Source organism: Flavobacterium procerum, assembly GCF_042431625.1.
Taxonomy (GTDB): Bacteria; Bacteroidota; Bacteroidia; order Flavobacteriales; family Flavobacteriaceae; genus Flavobacterium; species Flavobacterium procerum.
Genome location: NZ_JBHLYW010000008.1, coordinates 175061 through 194579 on the forward strand (window position 1 = coordinate 175061; position 19519 = coordinate 194579).

Consider the following 19519-nt stretch of genomic DNA (forward strand, 5'->3'; position numbering starts at 1 on the left):
AAAACTAATATTTAGCTCCTTTTTATTCCAGAATCACAAGAACAGAATAAACAGCTTTAATTGGAGAAAATACTTTAGCAAAAGAAAATCTTTCAGATAAAAAAGATTCAGGATATGTAAAATTAAATGTAGTTGGCAATTTTTTAAAAAAGGTTTACTTGAAATTACTCAATCAAAGTTTAGAATATCACAACTTAGTTATTAATCAAGTAAATTCTAATTATATCATGTTCAAACAATCTTCAACAGATAACTTGACAACAAAAAACTTTATGGATTATAATAATGATAAGTTGTTTTATAGTTATAACCAAATTAAAACAATGAGAAATGATTTCAAAAATTACAGTGAAGGAAAAGCATAAAAAAATGTACCTAAAAACCAAATAAATGAAAAACAAATATTATTTTTTTCTTTTTTTTATAATTCTATCCTGTGGTATATTAAAAAAACAGGAAGCAAAAATTGGCTTTGTAGAAGTAGACTGCCTAACAATGGACAACTACAATAGCAATTACCTATTTAAGGACTTTCCAAATAGAGAGAAAGATTTTTCCGGATGCGAGATAAGAACTGAATTTGTAGATGGTTGTAGTAGAGAGGGGAAAATATCAAACGGTTATAAAGAAGGAAAATTCATAACTAAAGCCTGTTGCTGTGATAATTTAGGCAATCTTAAACGGTTCTCTAAAGAAGAATATTTCAAATGCGGTCTTAGAGACAGTATTTTTAAAATAATAGATGTAGATAACAAAGTTATCTACGAAACCACTTTCAAAATGGGAACAGGATTATGGAAAGAATTTCATGGAAACAGAAAGATTTACTTTGAAGCTTACACTAAAGATGGCTATTTTACTGACACATTGAAACTCTACAACAACAAAGGAAGACTTACAGAAAAGCTTTTGTATAAAAAAGACTCTTTGGTTTTTAATCAAAAATACGACCCTAATATTGTTGATACTCTAGAAAACGGAATCAAAGTTAGAAATACTTATAAGCAAAAATGGCTTTCTTCTTACAATCAACCCGATTGGCTTTATAAAAAAGAATACGAAAACGAATCGTTTACCTACAATGACAAAGGAGAAATGATTTTAAAAACAAAAAGAACTTTTGAAAACGGTGTCGAAAAAAATTACAGAGAAGCCATAAACGGAAATCAGGTTACTAAAACAATTCGAACAGTAAAAGCAAAAGACACTCTTTTTGAGTCTGAGAAAGAATACAAAAACGGGCAATTAATAAAAAATAAATTCATTCTGGAGCGCAGCAAAAAAAATCCTTACTTTATGTGTACAGAGGGCTATGACGAACAGGGCAATAAAACCTATATAAGTTTAAGAATGGTCAAAGACAAAATTAAAGATGGTATCTATTTTTTAACCCAGACAGATTATTTTGAAAACAAAAAAAAGGTATCTCATTCAGATGAAGTTGTTCTAAATGTAAAATTCACAGAAAACCCGTTTACACAAACAGAAACTATAGAAAAAACGTATTACAATTTGAATAATACACTTTTCAAAAAAGAGTACATAATACACAAATCAGGAACTTATAATTATGGCTGCTCACAAGGAAGTTACAGTGAAAAATTTGATGAAACCACAATTACAAAAACAGAATATTATGAAAATGGTCATCTTGTAAAAACTGAGGAAAACAAAAATTAGCTGTATTAGCAAAAAACAATACACTCGATATAGATAATACACAAGGTGGATATGTAGGTAAAGCTGAAATCTATTTAAATAATCATTATTTTGAATGTAGTTCTTGCAGTAATTATATCCCAGTAATTCAATCATTATTTCTTTACAAAACATATAATCATGGTGATTATATAAGCGGATTTTATGAACATATTGGAGACAGAAAAAGCCAATTGATAGATGGAAAACAGTCAGGTCAATGGATAAGTAGCAGAAGTTTTGATTACGATTCTTTAGATTCTCTTAAAAAAAAGAATTATATATAGAGAAGAATATTTTAAAAATGGTACAGGACTAGAAAAAGACTTTCACGAAAATGGAAAACTCTATTATGAAATTGAAACTAAAAATGGTTATTTTACAGACACTTTAAAACTATATAGTGACAAAGGAAATCTAGTCGAAGAGTTACTGTAGAAAAAAGACTCACTTATCTATCATAACGTTTATAAATAGTAACCAACTCTAAGATTCTAATAAAAGAAAGTCATTAAAGTAATCTAAAATGAAATCACAAAAAACATTTAACATACTAATCTTATTTCTTGTATTTATAAGCAATGCCCAAACAAAAAAACTTATCGAGCTTCGAAATATGTATTGTGAGGAACAATGTGATTTTTACCACAATCATTTAGACTATCTTTCCAAACTTCCGAGTTGGCCTCCATCTCCTTTAGAAATAAGCCATGAAAAAGACACTCTGATGCCGTTTTTCAAAATTCCGTTAGAAGAAAGAAAAAAACTGTTTCCCTTTTCAAAATATGATTCTGTATATATTGTGACACCCAAATATTATGATGATAAAGAACCGCGAAACTACATAAAATCAAAATTTCATGATTCTAAGACTTTAGTTACCGAGGAACAAATGAATAAAATTTCAGATATTCTTTTTAACTATTACGAAGTAATACATAATAAATTCATCACCCGTACATACACAATAACAGGTCGTGGCATAGAAGAAACTTACCCTAAAATCATTCTTCTTTTTGTAAAAAATGGAAAACCCAAAGACTATATAGTATTTCCAAGCCAGATATTTCGAAGAACAAGTTTTAGCGATAAAGAATTAGAAGGCTTAGATCTTGGTGCCGAAAAAGAAAAACTAATCATTGAAATGTTTGGCGTAAATCTAGAAGAACCATATGGAGAAGTGATTGAAAGAGACGAAGATGGCATCTTAAATGAGGAGTATAAAGAAAACTGATTCCTAATTCCCTTTCATTTTAGAACAACTGAATAAGATAAAGCGGTTATTTACAACATAATATTATGAAAAATTCATTCCTTTTAATTTCTTTAATTCTAATTCTCTTTTCATGCAATAAAAAAGAACAAGATTTAAAAATCGAATTGCTGACCAATGAGATAATTTGCGTTGACAGTTTAAAAAGTTTTAATTTTATCGAAACTCGCTATCAGCCAAATAAAGAGTACGACAGTTTATCAAAAAATATACTTCATTACCGAATAACTAATAATTCTAATAAAAAATATTTCATAATGTTTAATGAGAATTCTATTGGAACATTGGAGAGGGATCTTTATCGTGAAGCTTTAGGTAAAAAGAACTTTTCGCCACTAAATTCATTAGATTTTAGTTTATACAAAAATGATTCGATATTAGATGGCCGTTCAACAAGAATACAAGGCTTTTGCATTACTCCAATTCTCGAAACCAAAGAAAGAAGTCTACTTATTGACAGCTTTCTGAAAAAAAACAAACTTGAAAGAATTTATGCCTTAAAAGAAATTGATTCTCCAGATGAATCTTTACACTGTTTTGTACTACATCCTGGAGAAACAAAATATCTTACATCGATAATTAATTTACCTTATCGAGATAACCAAAAATGGATTTCAAACACAGAAAAACTAAAACCAAACCAAGGTTCAGTTTCTTTAAAGAACGATTCCTTATTCACTAAATCTAAAATAACTGAAGATCAAAAAAGAGAAATCAAAGAAAATGGATATGTTTTATTTGATGGTAAAATATATTCAAATAGAGTTCCGGTTAAACTTATATCTTTAAGAAACAAAATAAAAAGAATTGAATAAGAAACCAGATTTAGATATAAAACAAAAAAGAGAAAGTCTTCGGTTAGACTTTCTCTTTTTTTTTATATAGACCGTAATTAATACAATTTCTTTTTCAACGATTCCTCCAATTCATAATACTTACTTTCTAAAGCGTGGAGCTTTTCGTAAATATTAACCGGATCGGGCATTTGTCTGGAGGCGTACATGCTCGCGTACCAAACCTCTAGAATATCTTCGGCATAAATAGAATACATCGGGTAATTTCCGTCGCGGTTATCGGACTTTAGAATTAACTTTCCGCTTTCCCTAATCCTGTTTAAAACCCTTTTTACTACTACACCATCATTTTTGCTGACAATGACATAAATTCTTCCATCGAGAATGTCATCAAAATTATCGACATATTTTCCGAAAAGATAATCTCCGTCGTGAATTGTTGTGGACATCGAATTTCCTTTGATCTCAAAACATCTGTAAGTGCCGTTTTTCAGCATCGGCATACTAAAAGACGGGAGGCTTTCCATATATTCAGGATCTGCATAACCGTCTAAGTAACCCGCACGAGCTTTTACTCCTACGAAATTGATGTTTTCATCTCCTTCTTCATTTACCGTTATAATTTTTGGCACATTCAGATTAACAGCATTATTGGTCTTATTGGTAAAAACATCTGCACTATCTCCAAAAAAATATTCCGGATTAACATTACAATGTGTAATGATACTCTGCAGCAGATCAAAACCTGGTTTGGTCCTTTTTCGTTCTCCATCAGATTGTAATCTTCCGCTAGTGATACTATCTATCGTAGTGCTGGTAACTCCTATTAATTTAGCGAATGAGTTATTGTTTAACTTCATTTCGTCTATAATACGTTTTATTTTATCGTGTATTTCCATGTTGCAACTCGGTTTGGTTTTTTTATGTAATATGTTTACTTAAAGCAAAACTTCAAGTATATGTTGCAAAGCTACGTAATATATGGGAAATAACAATAACTGATTTAAATTTATTTAAAAAACACCTGATTATCAGTACTTAAATAAATTGTTTTCTATGAAATATCATACAGATTCACGTTCAGACAGTTAAATCATATTACTGAAATCACTGCGTTTTTATACGTAATATGTTTGCAATAATCAAACATATGTTTTATATTTGCTTAAAAATAATCCAACATATGATTTTAAAAGAATTTTATAACCAGAAAAAAAATGCAATAGAAACTGAGCTTGTTTCTATTGCTCCAACTGTGCAGCTTTACAGTGATTCCGTTTTTAAAACTGCTGTAGAAACTCCTATAGTAATGTTTAAATACGATGCTGTAAACTGGGAAACATCCTCAGAAAAAAATTATAAGGCAGATGTATCGTTCTCGCTTTCTATTGTACTTCCTGTGGGAAATGTTTCGACACCGAACTACGAAGAAGCATTCGACATTGCTTCTCGCATAGACAAAGCCGTTTTGTCTGGAGATAACAGCAATGCTTTTATAGACACCAATTCGACTTTCAAAGTAAAAGAAAAACAATATTGTAACCAAGAAGTGTATTGGGCAAAAAACGATTATTTCATTTGGGAAATCAACTATAAAACGACCTTAATCGAAAACGCTTTAAAAAAGAAATACATTCTTTTCAATAATGGTTTAAGCAATGAAGAATTAGAAAATCTTGGATATAACCTAACTTCTGGAATAATCGGCATAAACCCAAATCAAGTTGAAGGAAATGTAGATCTAAATACCGCTCCTTAATCTAAACCAAACAGCCAAAAACAAAACCTAAACAAAAATTTACCATCTCATACAAACCTCAAATTATGAAAAGAAGCAGAACATTATTAGACAAAAGGAGAGATTATGTTTTAAATTACATTAATACAAATCAAGCCAAACAAATGAAAGTCGTAGTTGCCGAACTTTCAGACAGTTTGTTCCTTACAGAACGCACTATTTACACGATTATCAGCGAAGGTCTTTCTTTGGAAGCCAAAGCTTAAAACACTGAAATAACAGCTTTTGACAATCTAAAAAATTGGAAAAAACAGCTTTGAGAACTAACTTTGTTCTTGTAAAAAAAATAAAATTTTACCATAAGGCCTGCGGTAAAATTACGCTGGAAATCGCCAGCAAAAGAATTTCAAAAAAAAACATAAAAACCTGCATTTTGTACTAAGAACTACAAGGAGGATTTCGAAATCAAACTATTGATCCTGATAAATTTAACCGTTTGTCACAGCCATACTTTTGCCCTTTTTTGAGCAAAAATCCAAAATCAAATTTTAAACATTTAAAACAATTTATATTATGAGTACATTAAACGATGTAGTAATCACCAAACTATCAGGCGGATTAGGAAGAAGAAACCCGGAACAAGACATGGTTTCAGGATTGCTTTTTGAGGGAATTGCCACGAGTAAACTTGCGTTAGACAAATTAGAGCGTATTGCATCATTGGAAGATGCTATTGCACTTGGCATTACAGAAGATTACGATTTTAAAGGACAGTCTGCTTACTATCAAATTCAGCAGTTTTTTAGAATGAATCCTTCCGGAGATTTATACATTATGGCTGTAGCTGCAGAATCGTATTCCGAAGTTGTAGAAAAAGCAATGGAAATGCAAGAAAAAGCAAACGGAAACATCCGTCAAATGGCCATTATTTATTCCGCTTCAACGCCATTTAGCCAGACACTAGCCGCTATTGCAAAAGCTCAGGTTCAAGCTGATCTTGCTTACGCAGACTATATGCCGTTTGAAATTATCTTGGAAGGAAAAGGTTTTGATTTCGAGTCAGAAGCCGACTCATCTTCTTTAGCTGATCTTAACTCAGAAAACGTTTCTGTGGTAATAGCTATGGATCTCGATAAATTAAAAGAAAAAAACTTCAACTACACAAACTCTGCTGCTGTAGGATTAGCATTGGGAACTTTGTCTAAAGCAAAAGTCTCTGAAAACATCGCATGGATTGAAAAATTCAATCTTACTGGTGATGGTTTTTCTAAACCTGGTTTTGTGGGCGGAAAAGAAATCAAATCGCTTGGTGATTTAAGAACCTTAAACGATAAAAGATACATTTTTACACAGACTCACACAGGGCTAGCAGGTGTTTATTTTAACGATAGCCACACTTGTACAGCGGGTACAGAAGATTTTGCTTATATCGAGAACAACCGTACAATCAACAAAGCTACACGTTTGCTTCGTACTGCTTTGCTTCCAAAATTGGCTTCTCCGGTTTTGGTAGACATTGATGGTAAATTGCCACAATCTGTTTCAAAAAGCTTCGAAGGTTTATGCAGAAATGCCCTTGAAGGAATGGTTGCAAACCAGGAAGTATCTGCTTTTGATGTTTATGTAGATCCTAAACAAAACATTTTGGCAACTTCTGAATTAAAAGTAAAAGCAGAAATCACTCCAGTTGGAACTGCCCGTAAGATTAAAGTCGATTTAGGATTTAAAAATCCATTTGGAATCGATCAAGCGTAATCTTTACAAATTTCAATTTCTAAACTTTTAAAACATTAGACAGCATCGTGATGTGATAGTCACGAAACGTCATCAAAAACATTTAAACAAACAAATATGAATAAATTGCCATTAATTAACGGACAACAACACAGCTGGTCATCAATCGAAGTTAGCATTGCGGGTAATATCGTTACCGGAATTACTGCCGTAAACTACAGCGACTCAGTTTCTAAAGAAAACCATTACGGAGCCGGAGACATGCCTGTTCATAGAGGAAGAGGCAAATACGAAGCAAAAGCATCAATCACTTTATACAATTATGAAGTTGAAGCCATTTTAGCTGCTTTGCCAAAAGGCCAAAGATTACAGGACATCAACCCTTTCAGCATCATCGTAAGTTATTTGGATGACAGCAATGAAGTTATTACACACACGGTAAGAAACTGCGAATTCAATTCAAACAGTAGAGGAATCAGCCAAGGAGACACTAAAATTGCTGTTTCTTTCGACTTGATCTGCTCTCACATTGAGTGGAACTAATCCATAAAAAAATCTCTCCCAACCATAAAACTGTTTAAAAAACCGACTCAAAAGAGAAAACCAATTGATCCTGCGTTACGCAAGAAAGAAGTTCTGAGCAACATGATTTTTGCAAGCAAACCATTTTATCTGCTCTTTAGGATTCCGTTTTAAACATTTTACTTACTTCAGAAGGCTGTTCTGAGCATTTTCGTCCTGAAATAACGCTCAGACAGCCTCTTTTTTCACAATAAAACAATCTTCACATGAAAACAAAAACACCGGAAAACGCCGAAGTTCTTGACGGAAATATTACGCAAGCACAACTAAACCAATGGAAGCACAAACATAAAAAAGTGGTCAAACTTACCATTAAAGACGATGACGACACTACCCTTTTTGCCTATTTCAAAAAACCAGATATGAGTATTCGTGCTGCTGTTCTGCAAGCTTCTAAAATGGACGAGTTCAAAGCTTTAGAAGTATTATTTAAAAACTGTTATCTCGGTGGCGACGGTAAAATCGAACAAGAAGATGATTTACGCCTTAACATTACAACCGCATTCTCAGACCATATTCAGCCTAAACCGGTAAAAGTAGAAATTCTTTAAAAGCATCTTTTTTACCCTCTTCTGTAAAAACCAAAATCATGATTAAAAACCACAACATCGTACTTAAAGACACCAGCGCTTCTGAAATGGCCCGGTTTAGACAAATTATGCTCAACATTTGGCGACAACAGATTGAGGATGATAAGAATGCTGGGAAAATGGTTAATGCTTTTAAGAATTCAAGAATTAGCACCAACCATTATTCAGTTTTTATAACAGAAGTTATAGATTGTATCAAAAGATACATTGGACAGGTTCACCCAAAAATGCTTTTTATTGATTTGATAGGCCTTCCAAATAGTAGCCCAGAAAAAACTGGAATCATGTTCTACAATGATAGTCAAGGAACACAGAAAACAGGTGCCATAGATTTAGAATACAATCACTTTACAGGACTGAACCTAATTCCAAAAACCTTCAAAGCAAATATTGAAATTGGCACCTTTCATACTGAATTTACTTTAAAGATTTTTGACCATAATCTCGAAGAAATTGCCTTCAAATTTACCGTTTACGATTTTGACCACTTTCTTGCCTTAATCAATTCATTAGGAATTGTAATTAGCCAAGAAAAAATCATGGATTTTTATCGTAAAAAGATAAAAGAAGCTAATAATTACCCATACAAATTAGATGTAATTTATGAATCTTTGCCAAAGACTCTTTTTGGAAAGATGGATGATGTCGAACTGTATGAGCATCTTAATATTATTTTACATAGCATTTTTCCTTATGAAAAAGCCACACCAACGAATTTTGATACAAATGAGGACAAAGCTGTTCTACAAATTCTGTATGCAATAAGAAACAGACGAGGCTTATATACAATGCTTCGAGACACTAATTTACTGTATAAAATATATTCTAAACTTCATGGTGAAGAAATACAAGATTTACTGCGCTTTTTAACTCGATTAGTTGCCGAATTTGACGACACAACACCTACAGATACAGTATATTTTGACAATAGTTATTATTTGTTTCGGGACACTCATCTGAAAACGGAATGGCTTGGAAGAGATATTTCAATAGACAACTATATCGATAAAACCATAGTAATTGGAAGACCAAGAATGGCGGTAAACCCCAAGGAACTCGACAAAATGTACCCGCCAGGAGTTGAGAAAGTATATACTACTCAGGAATATTTTATCAAAAATAAATCATTTAACCCATTAGCAAAACTAAATTTTGGAACAAAACTAGGAGAATTAGGAGAACAAAAAGGAGATGAAAACACTTTTGTTATTGCATTGAAACTCCATAATATGGCCACTAAACAATATAATTGGGACTTGTTTAATGTTGTTACCGATTTTTTAAGTTTATTATCTTCTTATGGTGCATTGCGTATTGTAATAGCAGAGACAGCACCAGCAGCCGCTAGAGCTCTTGCAGGTCTTGTTTTAGCCAAAGATGCCACTCATTATACCCTGTTAAGCAACAAAACTTTAGAAAAATGGCATGAAAACGGTTATGGTTGGCTGGCCAATCTTTGGATTGCTTTTAGTGTAACGGTTGATCTAGCATCTTTTGGATTACCTAATTTATCTAAAATTGCCAAAGAAGGAAATGCCGCTGCTGAGCTTGCAGAAACTGCAGAAGAGGCGAAAGAAATAAAAAGAGTTGCCGATGAAGCAAATAAAATTGTAAAAGCAGAAACAGGGAAAGATGTTTCTAAGATGACTGAGAAGGAGTTCGAAAAATTTATAAGAAAAACAAAGAAAAAAGAAGAAAACAATCCAGAGCAATATGGAGAATTTATAGATACCCCTGAAAATCTTCCTGGAAAAAAAGCTCCAAAAGAGAATATTAATGCAAAAAGAGAATCTAGAAAAAAGGAAATTTCTAAAGAGACTGAAAAAGGGAATTGGAGAGATAAAGATCATAACAAAAAGAAAATATTTTCAAATGATCAATTAGAAACTTTCATTGAAATCGAATTAATTCATGATACAAAAGTTAGACCATCAGAAGCTGGAGAAGCAGGCGATGTAGTAGGATTAACAGGAAGATGGGCAGGGAAAACTTTTGACGCTGCGGGATTACCAAATGATTTGGGAGCTATTAAAGGCTGGGAGTACAAATTTATTAGAAATTTAAAAAGATTCAAAGAATCTATTGATGAGCATTTTGGCAAATTGACGAAAAGTCCTCCTTTAGATAAATTTGTATTAGATTTACGATATATTGATAAATATCCATCTCAAACAAAAAAAGAAATACTAGATTATTTAGAGGACAATTATAGTTTGTATATGAATAATAAAGATAAATTTGAAATTATTTTTTAAATATAAAATTATGCCAAGCACAACATATATTAGATACGAAAAAAACAAAGGTTTTTGGATTACAGAAGGCGATTTTGAAATCATTAGTGCATTTGTAGTAAATGCATTTGAAAAAATTGGATTAAAAAATAAACCAGAATGGTATTTAGAGATTTTTGAAGATTTTGACGAAGTAATGAAAGGCCATCAACAAAGAGTTATGCATATTCTATTTGCAGATTCGCTAGATTTTATTCCAGAAAGAGAATCTAAAATTATTGAAGTTTTTGAATTAACAAAAAAGTTAATTCATGAAGAAGGAGAAAAATTATCTCCTGAAAAACTCAATAAAATGCAGAAATTAAAAGACCGACCACATACAATAGTAGAATGGACAGGTCCTTTGTATACAGATGATATGATTCATGTTGTTGATATCATGATTAAAATGCTAAAAAGAGAGTGGAATGATGGAGATTATAAAGTAGAATTTAAATACTGATTTTTTCACTTAGTTATTAAAAGCATAGAAAGATTAATATTAATTTGTGTATGAAACAAATTGAATTTAAAAAAACTGAGTATCATTTAGAAAATGGAGAAGTATTTTATGAAATTGGAGTTGACAGAGAATCACTAGATAAAGATATTTTCTCTCTTTCTTATATAAATTGGCATGGATGGACAGTCGAAGAAGCTCAAATGATAATTGATGAGTCACTAAAGCTAATAGATAAGGAGATATATGATTATGTGGTTCCAGGGACCGAATTAACAATTTCAGTTGACAAAGATTATGTCTATTTTTTTGACTGGAGAACGCCACAGGAAGAAGAGAACTTCAGCTGGACTTTTGACGAATTTATTGATTTTATGGAAAAATTCAAAGATTTTATTTCTCAAAATAACTCAACAAACAATGAACCTATTAGAAATACAAGAATATTTTTCAAATAATTTGGTAAAATTTGAAGATAACGTTTTAATCAATAACCTATCAAAAGAAACGACAGATATTTTATACCAAATTGGACTACCTAATCATCATACTTTTGGTGGAGATTACGAATTTTTTGGAAATGTAGAACTATTGGATGGGAAATATTTAAAACTAGGAACTAAAAATACTTTTATAAATGAACCATTTGGATTATGCATTGATATTGAAACTCAGGCAATAATAGGGAGAACCAATTATCGTACTGAAGGAATAAGAACCTATACTATAAACAAAAATCTAAAAACTTATCTCGAGTATATTTACACAGACATACGTTTTAGAGATGAAGTGATACTCCCTCAAATATTAGGACAGTATTATCAAAATACTGAAAAATATGCGAAGGAGCTAAAAAATAGATTAATGCTAATAGATAAAGACGATATTAATACCAATTTCTGGCATAGTTCAATTGGAGAAATGGAATTGGGTGTTATATAAGCCCGATTGCACAGATTTATCTTCGCAATGGGGCTAAAGAAAATGGATGTCATTCGGTAGATATTCAAACTCTTGAAAAAAATGAAGTTATTGTTAATTTTTTTTAAGAATAAAATATATGAAAAATCACTTTTTTGAAAATGGTTCCTGGTTAACAATTAGCAATTCAAATATAAAAGATAAAACTTTTCATAATTTCTTTGGTTCAAATGCTGAATATAAAGCTTTAGTAATTAATGAAGACGCAGACTTAAAATATCCTATTGTTTTAAATTTGTTAAAAGAAGTTATTCTAGAGAAAGCGAGTAAGAGAGCGATAATGGATATAGAATTATCAACTGAAGAAACTTTAGGAATAAAAAACATTTTTGAACGTGAGATAAATCATTTATTAAGTATTAGAAAAACAGCTAAAACAGGATATAATATAAAAGTTTTTGGCAAAGAAATTCTAATAGATACCCGAAATGAAATTCATGACATGAATTTAAGCACTTTCAATGATATTTATTTAATCGCAAAAGAATGTCTCGATGAAAACAAACCAATGTATTTGAGTATTGATTAAATACTGTAAATCATTATGACCACAAAAGAACAAATAATAGAAAAGCTAAAAACATGGTTGACAACAAAAAAAGTCATATCATATGAGGAAGGCATTCCTTTAAATTGCTGGAATAAAGAGTTAAAAGAATTAAGAGATGGATCCGAAAAAGAAGTTTATGTAGTTTCTTTCAAAACTAAAAGCACAAATATAGAATATAATGAAAAAGGCGAGGTTATTTCTTTTTTCGAAGGAATGTATTGTTTTGCCTATTTTGATGCCGATACTTTAGAATTGCTTTACATACACAAAAAAGCAGGATACATAGAAGTGGATGGTTCTTATTAAATTACTTATCGTATTTGAATAAATATTGTTTCTCTCATGAAGAAAATTGAGTTTACTAATACAGCATTCGATATTGAAAAAATGATTGGTGTTAAACCTGAATCATTAGACAATAATATAATTGCGTTAGCACAAATCTGTAGTAGGCATTGGACAGTCGAAGAAGCTCAAATGATAATTAATGAGTCCAAAAAATTAAAGGATAAAGAAATCTATGATTATGTCGTTCCAGGTACAGAATTAACAATTTCAGTTGACAAAGATTACGTGTATTTTTTTGATTGGAGAACTCCACAGGAAGAAGAGGACTTCAGCTGGACTTTTGACGAATTTATTGATTTTATGGAAAGATTCAAAGATTTTATTTCTAAAAATCAGGAATAAAACAATTAAAATCTTGTCTCCCTAAAACCTCAAGAAAGGATTTGTCTGCTAGCAAGATTAAGCAAACACTTTTTTTAATCTATGCAAAAAGACCGACTTAACCTATGATGAATATTTAGCCAAAGAGATAAAAAAATAGAGAAATTATATGAAGAAAATGTTTTTAATAAGCCTTGTATGCCTGTGTGTTTGCTGTGGGGAATCTCCCAAAAAAAATGTTGCATCTGCGAAAAAAAATATTGCACCTTCAGAAGATACTATCGCATCACAAAAAAATTATATCAATTTCGAATCTTCGGAAGAGTTATTAAAGAAGATAAATAAATCAAAAAACTTATTTAGTAAAGAGAGGGATATTGGGGTTAATTATAAAGGATGGACATCATCATACACAGACTCTGTTCAATTAATAAAAAAAAGAATTGGTACAAAATATAATATTTATTTATATACATACCAATACACTCCTCCCGAATATGCTGCTTTTCACACAGAATATTTAGAAATTAATAACTTGAAAATTAGTATAGACTCGTTATTGAGAAAAGGGCATAATGACGTTATTGAGAAGAATCCTTATTTTTATTTTCATACCGTAAGTTATTTGCACTTTGGTAAAAATGATTATGTTTTGATAGAATTAGGAAATAGAAATTTTAATATGAATGGAGATATCTTTAGCTATCTTCTAATCAAAATGCATAAAAGTCAACTAATAAGTACTTGGCTTTTTTATAATGGTTATCAAGACGAAAAAGTTTTTGCAGATTTTGACAATGATGGAGAATTAGATTATTTGGATTGGGGTACCAGAAAAAACGAAATAAGTCTCTATAGCCTAAAAAAAGATTCATTAATAAAGAATAAAGAGAAATTTATATTTGTTGTACCAAGCAAAGAGTTTATTAAATTTGAAGAGACTTACCATGAAAGTAACGATTGGTATTACATAGTTGATAAAAGTAAATCAAACTGGTTTTTTAAATTTTGACAACTATAAGGGCTCGTCTGGTAGCAAATCATGCAGATACAATTATCAATATTACAATCAAAAACTGATAAAATGGAATCAAGAGTGAATCGATTAGTTTTTTTCGAAATAGCTTTTTTTGTAATTTATTTTATAATAAGCTCTATTCCAGAATATGCCCTAGGACGACATTTAAAACATTTATTAGTATTTTCTTCATTTTCTTTTAGTCTAATATTTTCTGCAATTGCAATAATTTACATGCTCATGAAAAGAGAAATATTTTATGCAAAAATCATAATAGCTTGTATTCCAATAATGTATTTATTCGCAATATTTATATGGATAAAAATCAAATAAAAGTATCTCAGCTATATCAATCACAAAAAAGTTTAAAAAATAGTTCAACAGACAAGCTATGAAAATATTAGTTCTTTTTTTCTGCATATGCAGCATCGCAAACGCTCAAAACAAAAATCAAAAATCTCAATTTGTTGAAAAAGAAATACAATCATGTCGCATACCGATAGATGATTCTGTAAGCCTATTTAAAATTCATGAGAATTTGCATGGAAATGATATTGCTATTATTATAAAAACTGAAAATACAACTACGAATGAATGCAGCAATACAACAATCAGTAAAAACCTGTTGGCGAAAGTAAAGACTGCTCAAAATCCATTAATAGATATAAATAAACATCCTATTGGTGGCATTGATCTAAAAGATTTTCCTAGTCTAATTCCAAACAAAATAGCTTCTACAAAAAAAGCAACATACACAGTGTTAGCAATTGAACTTTATAATTTTTCATACACAACTGTAGGAAGTGGTTATATATACCTTTGTTTTAAAATCGACACTAAAGGAGAGATTATAAAACAGAAAACTTTAGAATCAAAGTCACCAATAAAAACAGCAAAACTTTTATCAACACTATAAACTCGATCAGCAATTGATGAAAGAAATAGGAACTAAAAAAGAAATTTTTATAGCAATAGACAAAGAAATCTCCGGCAAATGGTTTTCAAAAATTTCATTTGTTATAAATGAACATAATTTTGGATATGAAGAGCAGGAAAATCTTAGTTTTTTATGTGTTGATTTTGAAGTTTTTAAAATAGCGATTGACAATGAAATCCAAATGTATAAAGATGATTACTTCTGGTCTTTTACTGATGATGAACTGATTAACAAATGGAACAATTACTTTAACAGTAAAACAATTGAGGAGCTGGAACATCCGGAAATTGAATTATTTGACGAAAAATTCAATACTGCCAAGATTCCATTTACGAACAGATTTTTTAATTTGTGGACTTTCATCGGATATGTAAAAGAAGACAAATGGCAATGGAAAGTTTGGAAAACAATAAATCCGGAAGAGATATTACATTTTGAAATTTCTACACAAAGCTTAAATGAAATTTTAATTCAGACGCCAGATTATTTGAGAAAAGAAGTCTTTTTAGATTAAAAATGAAAATTACAACACAATATCGATCTCATTTTTAAAGAAATTTATCTGATTTTTTCTTTGAATTCTTCTCTTCATAAATCTAGTTTTTCTTTGAAAAATGTTTTTATATTTTGATAAATTCCTAGAATAAGAAACCCGTTTTTCAAACTAGAAAAACGGGTCTTTTTTTTGCATTTTCGTCCATATCAAACTGCAAAACAATCTTCCAAAAAAGAATCCATTATTTATTGAAACTACTGACTTACAAAGCTGTAATATTTCCCAAACCAGTCATTTCGCCGTATTTTTACAGTCTGATTGAACCCGTAATTTTAGTCTCAAATTGAGATTATATTAAAGAGTTTTTAATTGCAAAAAACTCCAAAACACACAAATAATTTTATTGTTCCACTAGTACTCTGATTGTTTTTAAAACAATTGCGAAAGGCTTTCTATTCTTAAATCATTAATACACACAATATGGATCAAACAACAAAAAAACACATTGATTTGCTTCATCCTTCAGTTCGGGAAGAAGTCACCAAAATCATCGAAGAATGCGATTTGGCGCTTACGGGAAGAGCAAAAGTACGCATTACTCAAGGGCTCAGGACATTTCAGGAACAGGAAGATCTTTACGCTTTTGGAAGAACCAAACCAGGAAAAAAAGTCACCAATGCCAAAGGCGGACAATCTATTCACAATTATGGTTTTGCAGTAGACATTTGCTTAATCATTGACGGAAAAACGGCTTCTTGGGATACTGCAAAAGATTGGGACAACGACCAGATTTCGGATTGGCAGGAATGTGTCGACATCTTCAAAAAACATGGATGGAACTGGGGCGGAGATTGGAAAACCTTTAAAGACCTTCCTCATTTTGACAAAAAAGGATATGCCGATTGGAAGGTGCTCAGCAAGCTAAAACGAGACCGAAAAAACTATGTAATCTTATACAAATAATCAGATGAAATATTCAAAACTCAAACTATCGCTATTCTTAATTGCTGTTTCTTTTTTAATAACTTCTTGTGAATCAACCAAAACAGCTTTATTCGATCAATATTCGTATCAAAAAACAACAGAAATAAAAGTGCAAACGGCTAAAATTATGGATAAAGCCGTTACGCCTTATCAAGACCACAAACTGGAAGTGGAAGAGCTACTTTTCGAAATTGAAAAATTAGCAGAATACGAAAAGAACAAACCCAACAATCAAATCACTTTTGCTATGTGGCAGGTTCTTAATGATAAAGAAAAAAACCTTTTGGCAGGATTCTTTAAACGCTGGCAAACCAAAGGAATTTTATCTCCTTATTTTATTGACGAATCTAAAAAACAGATTTTAAGTGCGTTGGATTTACTGATTCAATATGAAATAAAAAAAGATAAGGAATCAAAAGAACAACTTTTAGAATTACTAAACCTAAATAGCTAAAATATGGAAAACAATAATTTGACAAAAGAATTGGAAAACAAGCTCAAAGAACTTATTTCGAAAAGCTACAAAAATCTAAAACCTGAACTGGAAAAAGATGTAAAAGCATTTTTGCAGGCATCTGCCGAAAAACTAGAACGCTGGGCCACGCTTTACACTACCGAATCTATAAATGAAGAAGAACTGGAATGGCTCTTAAAAAGTCAGCTGGATTTGGTTTCGCTTCAGGCATTGCAAACAGCGGGAATATCAAAAATCAAACTGAATACACTCAAAAACAATATCATAAAATTGATTTTCAACTTCATTATTGGGTTAATCAAATCTCAATCTTAAGCACTTAATAATCAAGCAAAACTACTTACTGAAACTACAGATTCACAAGCCTAAAAATCTTGGTTAAGGCAAAAACAGAGCGTATTTTTACAGTATCAAAATCCGATGAATAGAGCGCGCAAATTCAAAGGAAAATCACAAATAATTTTAAGTAAACAGTAACGATATATGAAAGATTTTATCATAGACGAAGATCTATTAATAGAAAATGGCGATTTAGCCATTAAAGACTCCGATCAGCAAAACATAGAACATTTACTGCTAAGCCAAAAGGGAAGTTATAAAGAATTCCCAATTCTGGGTGTAGGAATCAAAAAATACATCAACAGCCCCGATGCGACTTCGAGGTTGCAACTAGAAAACGAAATAGACAAACAATTAGCGTATGACAACTTTCATGTAAAAACATTAGATGTCAACGATTTACAAAACATTAAAATCGATGGAAACTATTAAACCACAAGAAAATCAAAACATTTTTGATATGTCTCTGCAGGAATACGGAAGCATAGAAAAAGTATTCGACATTTTAGAAGACAATGACAAATTTGACCTTACAGAAGATCTTTCTGTATACAAAGAATTAAAAACAGGAAGAGAAGCTTTTAAAAAAGATATTGTAGAATATTACAATTCAAGAAACCTAAAACCTGCTACTGCCCTAAGCGAAGAAGAGGAATTTTTAATGGAAAACTTCTCAGGAATCGACTACATGATTATTGAAGACGATTTCATCATTTACTAAATATGTAATCTGCATTACATTCCAACAGAATCTTCAAAAAACTACCTCATCGTAGTATTTACAAAAAAAAACATAAACAATTAACTATAAGCATACTACACATGTCTTACAGGCTAAACTATATCAAAAAATAAAATATGGCACGTACAATTGCTGAAATTCAGAACGAAATTCTGACTGAAAAAGGGAAGCTTAATTCCCTCAAAGGCTTAAATAGCGACTCAAAAACAAGTATTTGGGGGCTATGGACTAATATCGTGGCTACCGCTATTTGGGTCCATGAAAAAATAGTCGAAAAAAACGCCTTAATCTCAAGACCGCATACTTTAAATTGGTATCGCGAACAGGCTTTAAATTTTCTATACGGTGTATCCTTAAATAACAGCGTTCCCATTATCTGGAAAGACGGTTCCTACCAATTTGACACTACTGATCTTGGAGATGATCTTGAAAGTTATAAAATCATAAAACATTGTGCGGTAAGTGAAATCGATTTGGCGACAGTTCTTGATTTTAAGAAAGCGCCAGAAGAAGTTTTCTCCGATTTTTTCCACAACAAAGTTGGCGTTGTTTTTATAAAAGTGGCCACAGTAAAAGGCGATAAAATTGCAAGGATTGATGTTCCTAACGAACTTTTTGCCTTTAAGGAATATATCGCTAAAATTAAAGATGCAGGAAATCAAGTTTATATTACTTCTGATGATGGAGATGTTCTGAAACTGAAACTAAACGTTTACATCGATCCGCTAATCATTAAAATCAACCCGCAGGACGTTGAATATTACCAATTAAAAAGTTTAAGTCGAGACTTAAATGCTGATGAAATCGCCAAACTGGAATCCTACGGAAAAGATTACGAAACAGATCCTTTGAATGGTTCATTAATTCTAAGCGCAAATTCGTTTCCCGTTCTCGATGCTATAAAAAATCATTTGAAAAACATTGAGTTTAATGGCGCTTTTGTAAAAACCTATCTCGTTGATGACATTCAGAAAGCAGAAGGAATCAAAATTCCAGTTTTGAAAAATGTAAAAACCTCAATTGCTAAAAATCCTAATGATCTGGCAGATCCTGTATTAACTGATGTAAGCAACATCGAATATTTTATTCCAAGAGCAGGTTATTTTGATTTGGATGCCCTTGATATTGAAGTCAACTACATTCCGTACACATTTTACAGAGATAAACAATAGTCTAATACAGATAC

At 31.2% G+C, this 19519-nt stretch carries 25 protein-coding genes; 24 read left to right on the forward strand and 1 reads right to left on the reverse strand.

Translation table 11 applies throughout. The annotated features are described in order from the left end of the window. The first annotated feature begins 390 nt into the window (after positions 1-390). The 3 genes from ACFFLS_RS10005 (at position 391) to ACFFLS_RS10015 (ending at position 3786) form a co-directional block, all read left to right on the forward strand. Entirely contained in the window at positions 391-1680 is a 1290-nt protein-coding gene (locus ACFFLS_RS10005) for a hypothetical protein (RefSeq protein ID WP_379685126.1), read from the forward strand. 544 nt (positions 1681-2224) lie between these two features. Next, positions 2225-2932, forward strand: coding sequence for a hypothetical protein (locus ACFFLS_RS10010; RefSeq protein ID WP_379685124.1), 708 nt, complete (start codon positions 2225-2227; stop codon positions 2930-2932). A 296-nt stretch (positions 2933-3228) separates the two neighbouring features. Beyond that, positions 3229-3786 carry a hypothetical protein gene (locus ACFFLS_RS10015; RefSeq protein WP_379689340.1) on the forward strand — a complete coding sequence of 186 codons (558 nt, stop codon included), beginning with the start codon at positions 3229-3231 and terminating at the stop codon, positions 3784-3786. A gap of 77 nt (positions 3787-3863) precedes the next feature. Here ACFFLS_RS10015 and ACFFLS_RS10020 read toward each other — a convergent pair whose 3' ends face one another. After that, on the reverse strand, positions 3864-4664 hold the full coding sequence (locus ACFFLS_RS10020; protein ID WP_379685121.1) for an XRE family transcriptional regulator: 801 nt from the start codon (positions 4662-4664) through the stop codon (positions 3864-3866). Positions 4665-4948: 284 nt separating this feature from the next. Here ACFFLS_RS10020 and ACFFLS_RS10025 point away from each other — a divergent pair, with 284 nt between their 5' ends. The 21 genes from ACFFLS_RS10025 to ACFFLS_RS10125 all read left to right on the forward strand — a co-directional run bounded on the left by ACFFLS_RS10025 (position 4949) and on the right by ACFFLS_RS10125 (position 19505). After that, positions 4949-5524, forward strand: coding sequence for a hypothetical protein (locus ACFFLS_RS10025; RefSeq protein WP_379685119.1), 576 nt, complete (start codon positions 4949-4951; stop codon positions 5522-5524). Positions 5525-5589: 65 nt separating this feature from the next. Next, on the forward strand, positions 5590-5769 hold the full coding sequence (locus tag ACFFLS_RS10030; RefSeq protein WP_379685117.1) for a hypothetical protein: 180 nt from the start codon (positions 5590-5592) through the stop codon (positions 5767-5769). Positions 5770-6076: 307 nt separating this feature from the next. After that, positions 6077-7258 carry a DUF2586 domain-containing protein gene (locus tag ACFFLS_RS10035; RefSeq protein WP_379685116.1) on the forward strand — a complete coding sequence of 394 codons (1182 nt, stop codon included), beginning with the start codon at positions 6077-6079 and terminating at the stop codon, positions 7256-7258. Positions 7259-7354: 96 nt separating this feature from the next. Further along, entirely contained in the window at positions 7355-7780 is a 426-nt protein-coding gene (locus ACFFLS_RS10040) for a hypothetical protein (protein ID WP_008461938.1), read from the forward strand. Positions 7781-8025: 245 nt separating this feature from the next. Beyond that, a complete protein-coding gene (locus ACFFLS_RS10045) occupies positions 8026-8370 on the forward strand; it encodes a hypothetical protein (RefSeq protein WP_379689343.1) in 345 nt (114 codons plus the stop codon). Positions 8371-8408: 38 nt separating this feature from the next. Next, complete coding sequence (locus ACFFLS_RS10050; protein ID WP_379689346.1) at positions 8409-10664, forward strand: hypothetical protein; 2256 nt, start codon at positions 8409-8411, stop codon at positions 10662-10664. 10 nt (positions 10665-10674) lie between these two features. Beyond that, positions 10675-11145 carry a hypothetical protein gene (locus ACFFLS_RS10055; protein ID WP_379685107.1) on the forward strand — a complete coding sequence of 157 codons (471 nt, stop codon included), beginning with the start codon at positions 10675-10677 and terminating at the stop codon, positions 11143-11145. 50 nt (positions 11146-11195) lie between these two features. Beyond that, on the forward strand, positions 11196-11600 hold the full coding sequence (locus tag ACFFLS_RS10060) for a hypothetical protein (RefSeq protein WP_379685105.1): 405 nt from the start codon (positions 11196-11198) through the stop codon (positions 11598-11600). Beyond that, positions 11563-12084, forward strand: coding sequence for a hypothetical protein (locus ACFFLS_RS10065; protein WP_379685103.1), 522 nt, complete (start codon positions 11563-11565; stop codon positions 12082-12084). The genes ACFFLS_RS10060 and ACFFLS_RS10065 overlap by 38 nt, the downstream gene beginning before the upstream one ends. A gap of 118 nt (positions 12085-12202) precedes the next feature. Further along, positions 12203-12652, forward strand: a complete 450-nt coding sequence (locus tag ACFFLS_RS10070; RefSeq protein WP_379685102.1) for a hypothetical protein — start codon at positions 12203-12205, stop codon at positions 12650-12652. Positions 12653-12667: 15 nt separating this feature from the next. Beyond that, complete coding sequence (locus tag ACFFLS_RS10075; protein ID WP_379685099.1) at positions 12668-12979, forward strand: hypothetical protein; 312 nt, start codon at positions 12668-12670, stop codon at positions 12977-12979. 36 nt (positions 12980-13015) lie between these two features. Beyond that, the gene (locus ACFFLS_RS10080; protein ID WP_379685097.1) at positions 13016-13363 is read left to right on the forward strand and encodes a hypothetical protein; all 348 of its coding nucleotides are present in this window, start codon (positions 13016-13018) and stop codon (positions 13361-13363) included. 148 nt (positions 13364-13511) lie between these two features. Next, complete coding sequence (locus tag ACFFLS_RS10085; RefSeq protein ID WP_379685096.1) at positions 13512-14354, forward strand: hypothetical protein; 843 nt, start codon at positions 13512-13514, stop codon at positions 14352-14354. A 397-nt stretch (positions 14355-14751) separates the two neighbouring features. Beyond that, complete coding sequence (locus ACFFLS_RS10090; RefSeq protein WP_379685094.1) at positions 14752-15276, forward strand: hypothetical protein; 525 nt, start codon at positions 14752-14754, stop codon at positions 15274-15276. A 16-nt stretch (positions 15277-15292) separates the two neighbouring features. Beyond that, positions 15293-15811, forward strand: a complete 519-nt coding sequence (locus tag ACFFLS_RS10095; protein ID WP_379689348.1) for a hypothetical protein — start codon at positions 15293-15295, stop codon at positions 15809-15811. Between the two features lie 462 nt (positions 15812-16273). Beyond that, on the forward strand, positions 16274-16756 hold the full coding sequence (locus ACFFLS_RS10100) for a M15 family metallopeptidase (protein ID WP_379685090.1): 483 nt from the start codon (positions 16274-16276) through the stop codon (positions 16754-16756). Positions 16757-16760: 4 nt separating this feature from the next. After that, a complete protein-coding gene (locus tag ACFFLS_RS10105; RefSeq protein WP_379685088.1) occupies positions 16761-17231 on the forward strand; it encodes a hypothetical protein in 471 nt (156 codons plus the stop codon). Between the two features lie 3 nt (positions 17232-17234). Then, entirely contained in the window at positions 17235-17567 is a 333-nt protein-coding gene (locus ACFFLS_RS10110; RefSeq protein ID WP_379685087.1) for a hypothetical protein, read from the forward strand. 168 nt (positions 17568-17735) lie between these two features. Then, on the forward strand, positions 17736-18023 hold the full coding sequence (locus ACFFLS_RS10115) for a hypothetical protein (RefSeq protein WP_379685085.1): 288 nt from the start codon (positions 17736-17738) through the stop codon (positions 18021-18023). Continuing rightward, on the forward strand, positions 18010-18312 hold the full coding sequence (locus tag ACFFLS_RS10120) for a hypothetical protein (RefSeq protein ID WP_379685083.1): 303 nt from the start codon (positions 18010-18012) through the stop codon (positions 18310-18312). Before ACFFLS_RS10115 ends, ACFFLS_RS10120 begins: the two co-directional genes overlap by 14 nt. Before the next feature lie 137 nt (positions 18313-18449). Then, the gene (locus ACFFLS_RS10125; protein ID WP_379685081.1) at positions 18450-19505 is read left to right on the forward strand and encodes a hypothetical protein; all 1056 of its coding nucleotides are present in this window, start codon (positions 18450-18452) and stop codon (positions 19503-19505) included. The last annotated feature ends 14 nt before the right edge of the window (positions 19506-19519 follow it).

What these genes read in the sequence shown, in the direction of transcription:
- ACFFLS_RS10075 (WP_379685099.1), top strand. Translation starts at nt 12,668, where the DNA reads ATGACCACAAAAGAACAAATAATAGAAAAGCTAAAAACATGGTTGACA.
- ACFFLS_RS10020 (WP_379685121.1), bottom strand. Translation starts at nt 4,664, where the DNA reads ATGGAAATACACGATAAAATAAAACGTATTATAGACGAAATGAAGTTA.
- ACFFLS_RS10095 (WP_379689348.1), top strand. Translation starts at nt 15,293, where the DNA reads ATGAAAGAAATAGGAACTAAAAAAGAAATTTTTATAGCAATAGACAAA.
- ACFFLS_RS10125 (WP_379685081.1), top strand. Translation starts at nt 18,450, where the DNA reads ATGGCACGTACAATTGCTGAAATTCAGAACGAAATTCTGACTGAAAAA.
- ACFFLS_RS10040 (WP_008461938.1), top strand. Translation starts at nt 7,355, where the DNA reads ATGAATAAATTGCCATTAATTAACGGACAACAACACAGCTGGTCATCA.
- ACFFLS_RS10090 (WP_379685094.1), top strand. Translation starts at nt 14,752, where the DNA reads ATGAAAATATTAGTTCTTTTTTTCTGCATATGCAGCATCGCAAACGCT.
- ACFFLS_RS10025 (WP_379685119.1), top strand. Translation starts at nt 4,949, where the DNA reads ATGATTTTAAAAGAATTTTATAACCAGAAAAAAAATGCAATAGAAACT.
- ACFFLS_RS10015 (WP_379689340.1), top strand. Translation starts at nt 3,229, where the DNA reads ATGTTTAATGAGAATTCTATTGGAACATTGGAGAGGGATCTTTATCGT.
- ACFFLS_RS10055 (WP_379685107.1), top strand. Translation starts at nt 10,675, where the DNA reads ATGCCAAGCACAACATATATTAGATACGAAAAAAACAAAGGTTTTTGG.
- ACFFLS_RS10060 (WP_379685105.1), top strand. Translation starts at nt 11,196, where the DNA reads ATGAAACAAATTGAATTTAAAAAAACTGAGTATCATTTAGAAAATGGA.
- ACFFLS_RS10100 (WP_379685090.1), top strand. Translation starts at nt 16,274, where the DNA reads ATGGATCAAACAACAAAAAAACACATTGATTTGCTTCATCCTTCAGTT.
- ACFFLS_RS10050 (WP_379689346.1), top strand. Translation starts at nt 8,409, where the DNA reads ATGATTAAAAACCACAACATCGTACTTAAAGACACCAGCGCTTCTGAA.
- ACFFLS_RS10110 (WP_379685087.1), top strand. Translation starts at nt 17,235, where the DNA reads ATGGAAAACAATAATTTGACAAAAGAATTGGAAAACAAGCTCAAAGAA.
- ACFFLS_RS10105 (WP_379685088.1), top strand. Translation starts at nt 16,761, where the DNA reads ATGAAATATTCAAAACTCAAACTATCGCTATTCTTAATTGCTGTTTCT.
- ACFFLS_RS10030 (WP_379685117.1), top strand. Translation starts at nt 5,590, where the DNA reads ATGAAAAGAAGCAGAACATTATTAGACAAAAGGAGAGATTATGTTTTA.
- ACFFLS_RS10045 (WP_379689343.1), top strand. Translation starts at nt 8,026, where the DNA reads ATGAAAACAAAAACACCGGAAAACGCCGAAGTTCTTGACGGAAATATT.
- ACFFLS_RS10085 (WP_379685096.1), top strand. Translation starts at nt 13,512, where the DNA reads ATGAAGAAAATGTTTTTAATAAGCCTTGTATGCCTGTGTGTTTGCTGT.
- ACFFLS_RS10070 (WP_379685102.1), top strand. Translation starts at nt 12,203, where the DNA reads ATGAAAAATCACTTTTTTGAAAATGGTTCCTGGTTAACAATTAGCAAT.
- ACFFLS_RS10010 (WP_379685124.1), top strand. Translation starts at nt 2,225, where the DNA reads ATGAAATCACAAAAAACATTTAACATACTAATCTTATTTCTTGTATTT.
- ACFFLS_RS10120 (WP_379685083.1), top strand. Translation starts at nt 18,010, where the DNA reads ATGGAAACTATTAAACCACAAGAAAATCAAAACATTTTTGATATGTCT.
- ACFFLS_RS10035 (WP_379685116.1), top strand. Translation starts at nt 6,077, where the DNA reads ATGAGTACATTAAACGATGTAGTAATCACCAAACTATCAGGCGGATTA.
- ACFFLS_RS10080 (WP_379685097.1), top strand. Translation starts at nt 13,016, where the DNA reads ATGAAGAAAATTGAGTTTACTAATACAGCATTCGATATTGAAAAAATG.
- ACFFLS_RS10065 (WP_379685103.1), top strand. Translation starts at nt 11,563, where the DNA reads ATGAACCTATTAGAAATACAAGAATATTTTTCAAATAATTTGGTAAAA.
- ACFFLS_RS10115 (WP_379685085.1), top strand. Translation starts at nt 17,736, where the DNA reads ATGAAAGATTTTATCATAGACGAAGATCTATTAATAGAAAATGGCGAT.
- ACFFLS_RS10005 (WP_379685126.1), top strand. Translation starts at nt 391, where the DNA reads ATGAAAAACAAATATTATTTTTTTCTTTTTTTTATAATTCTATCCTGT.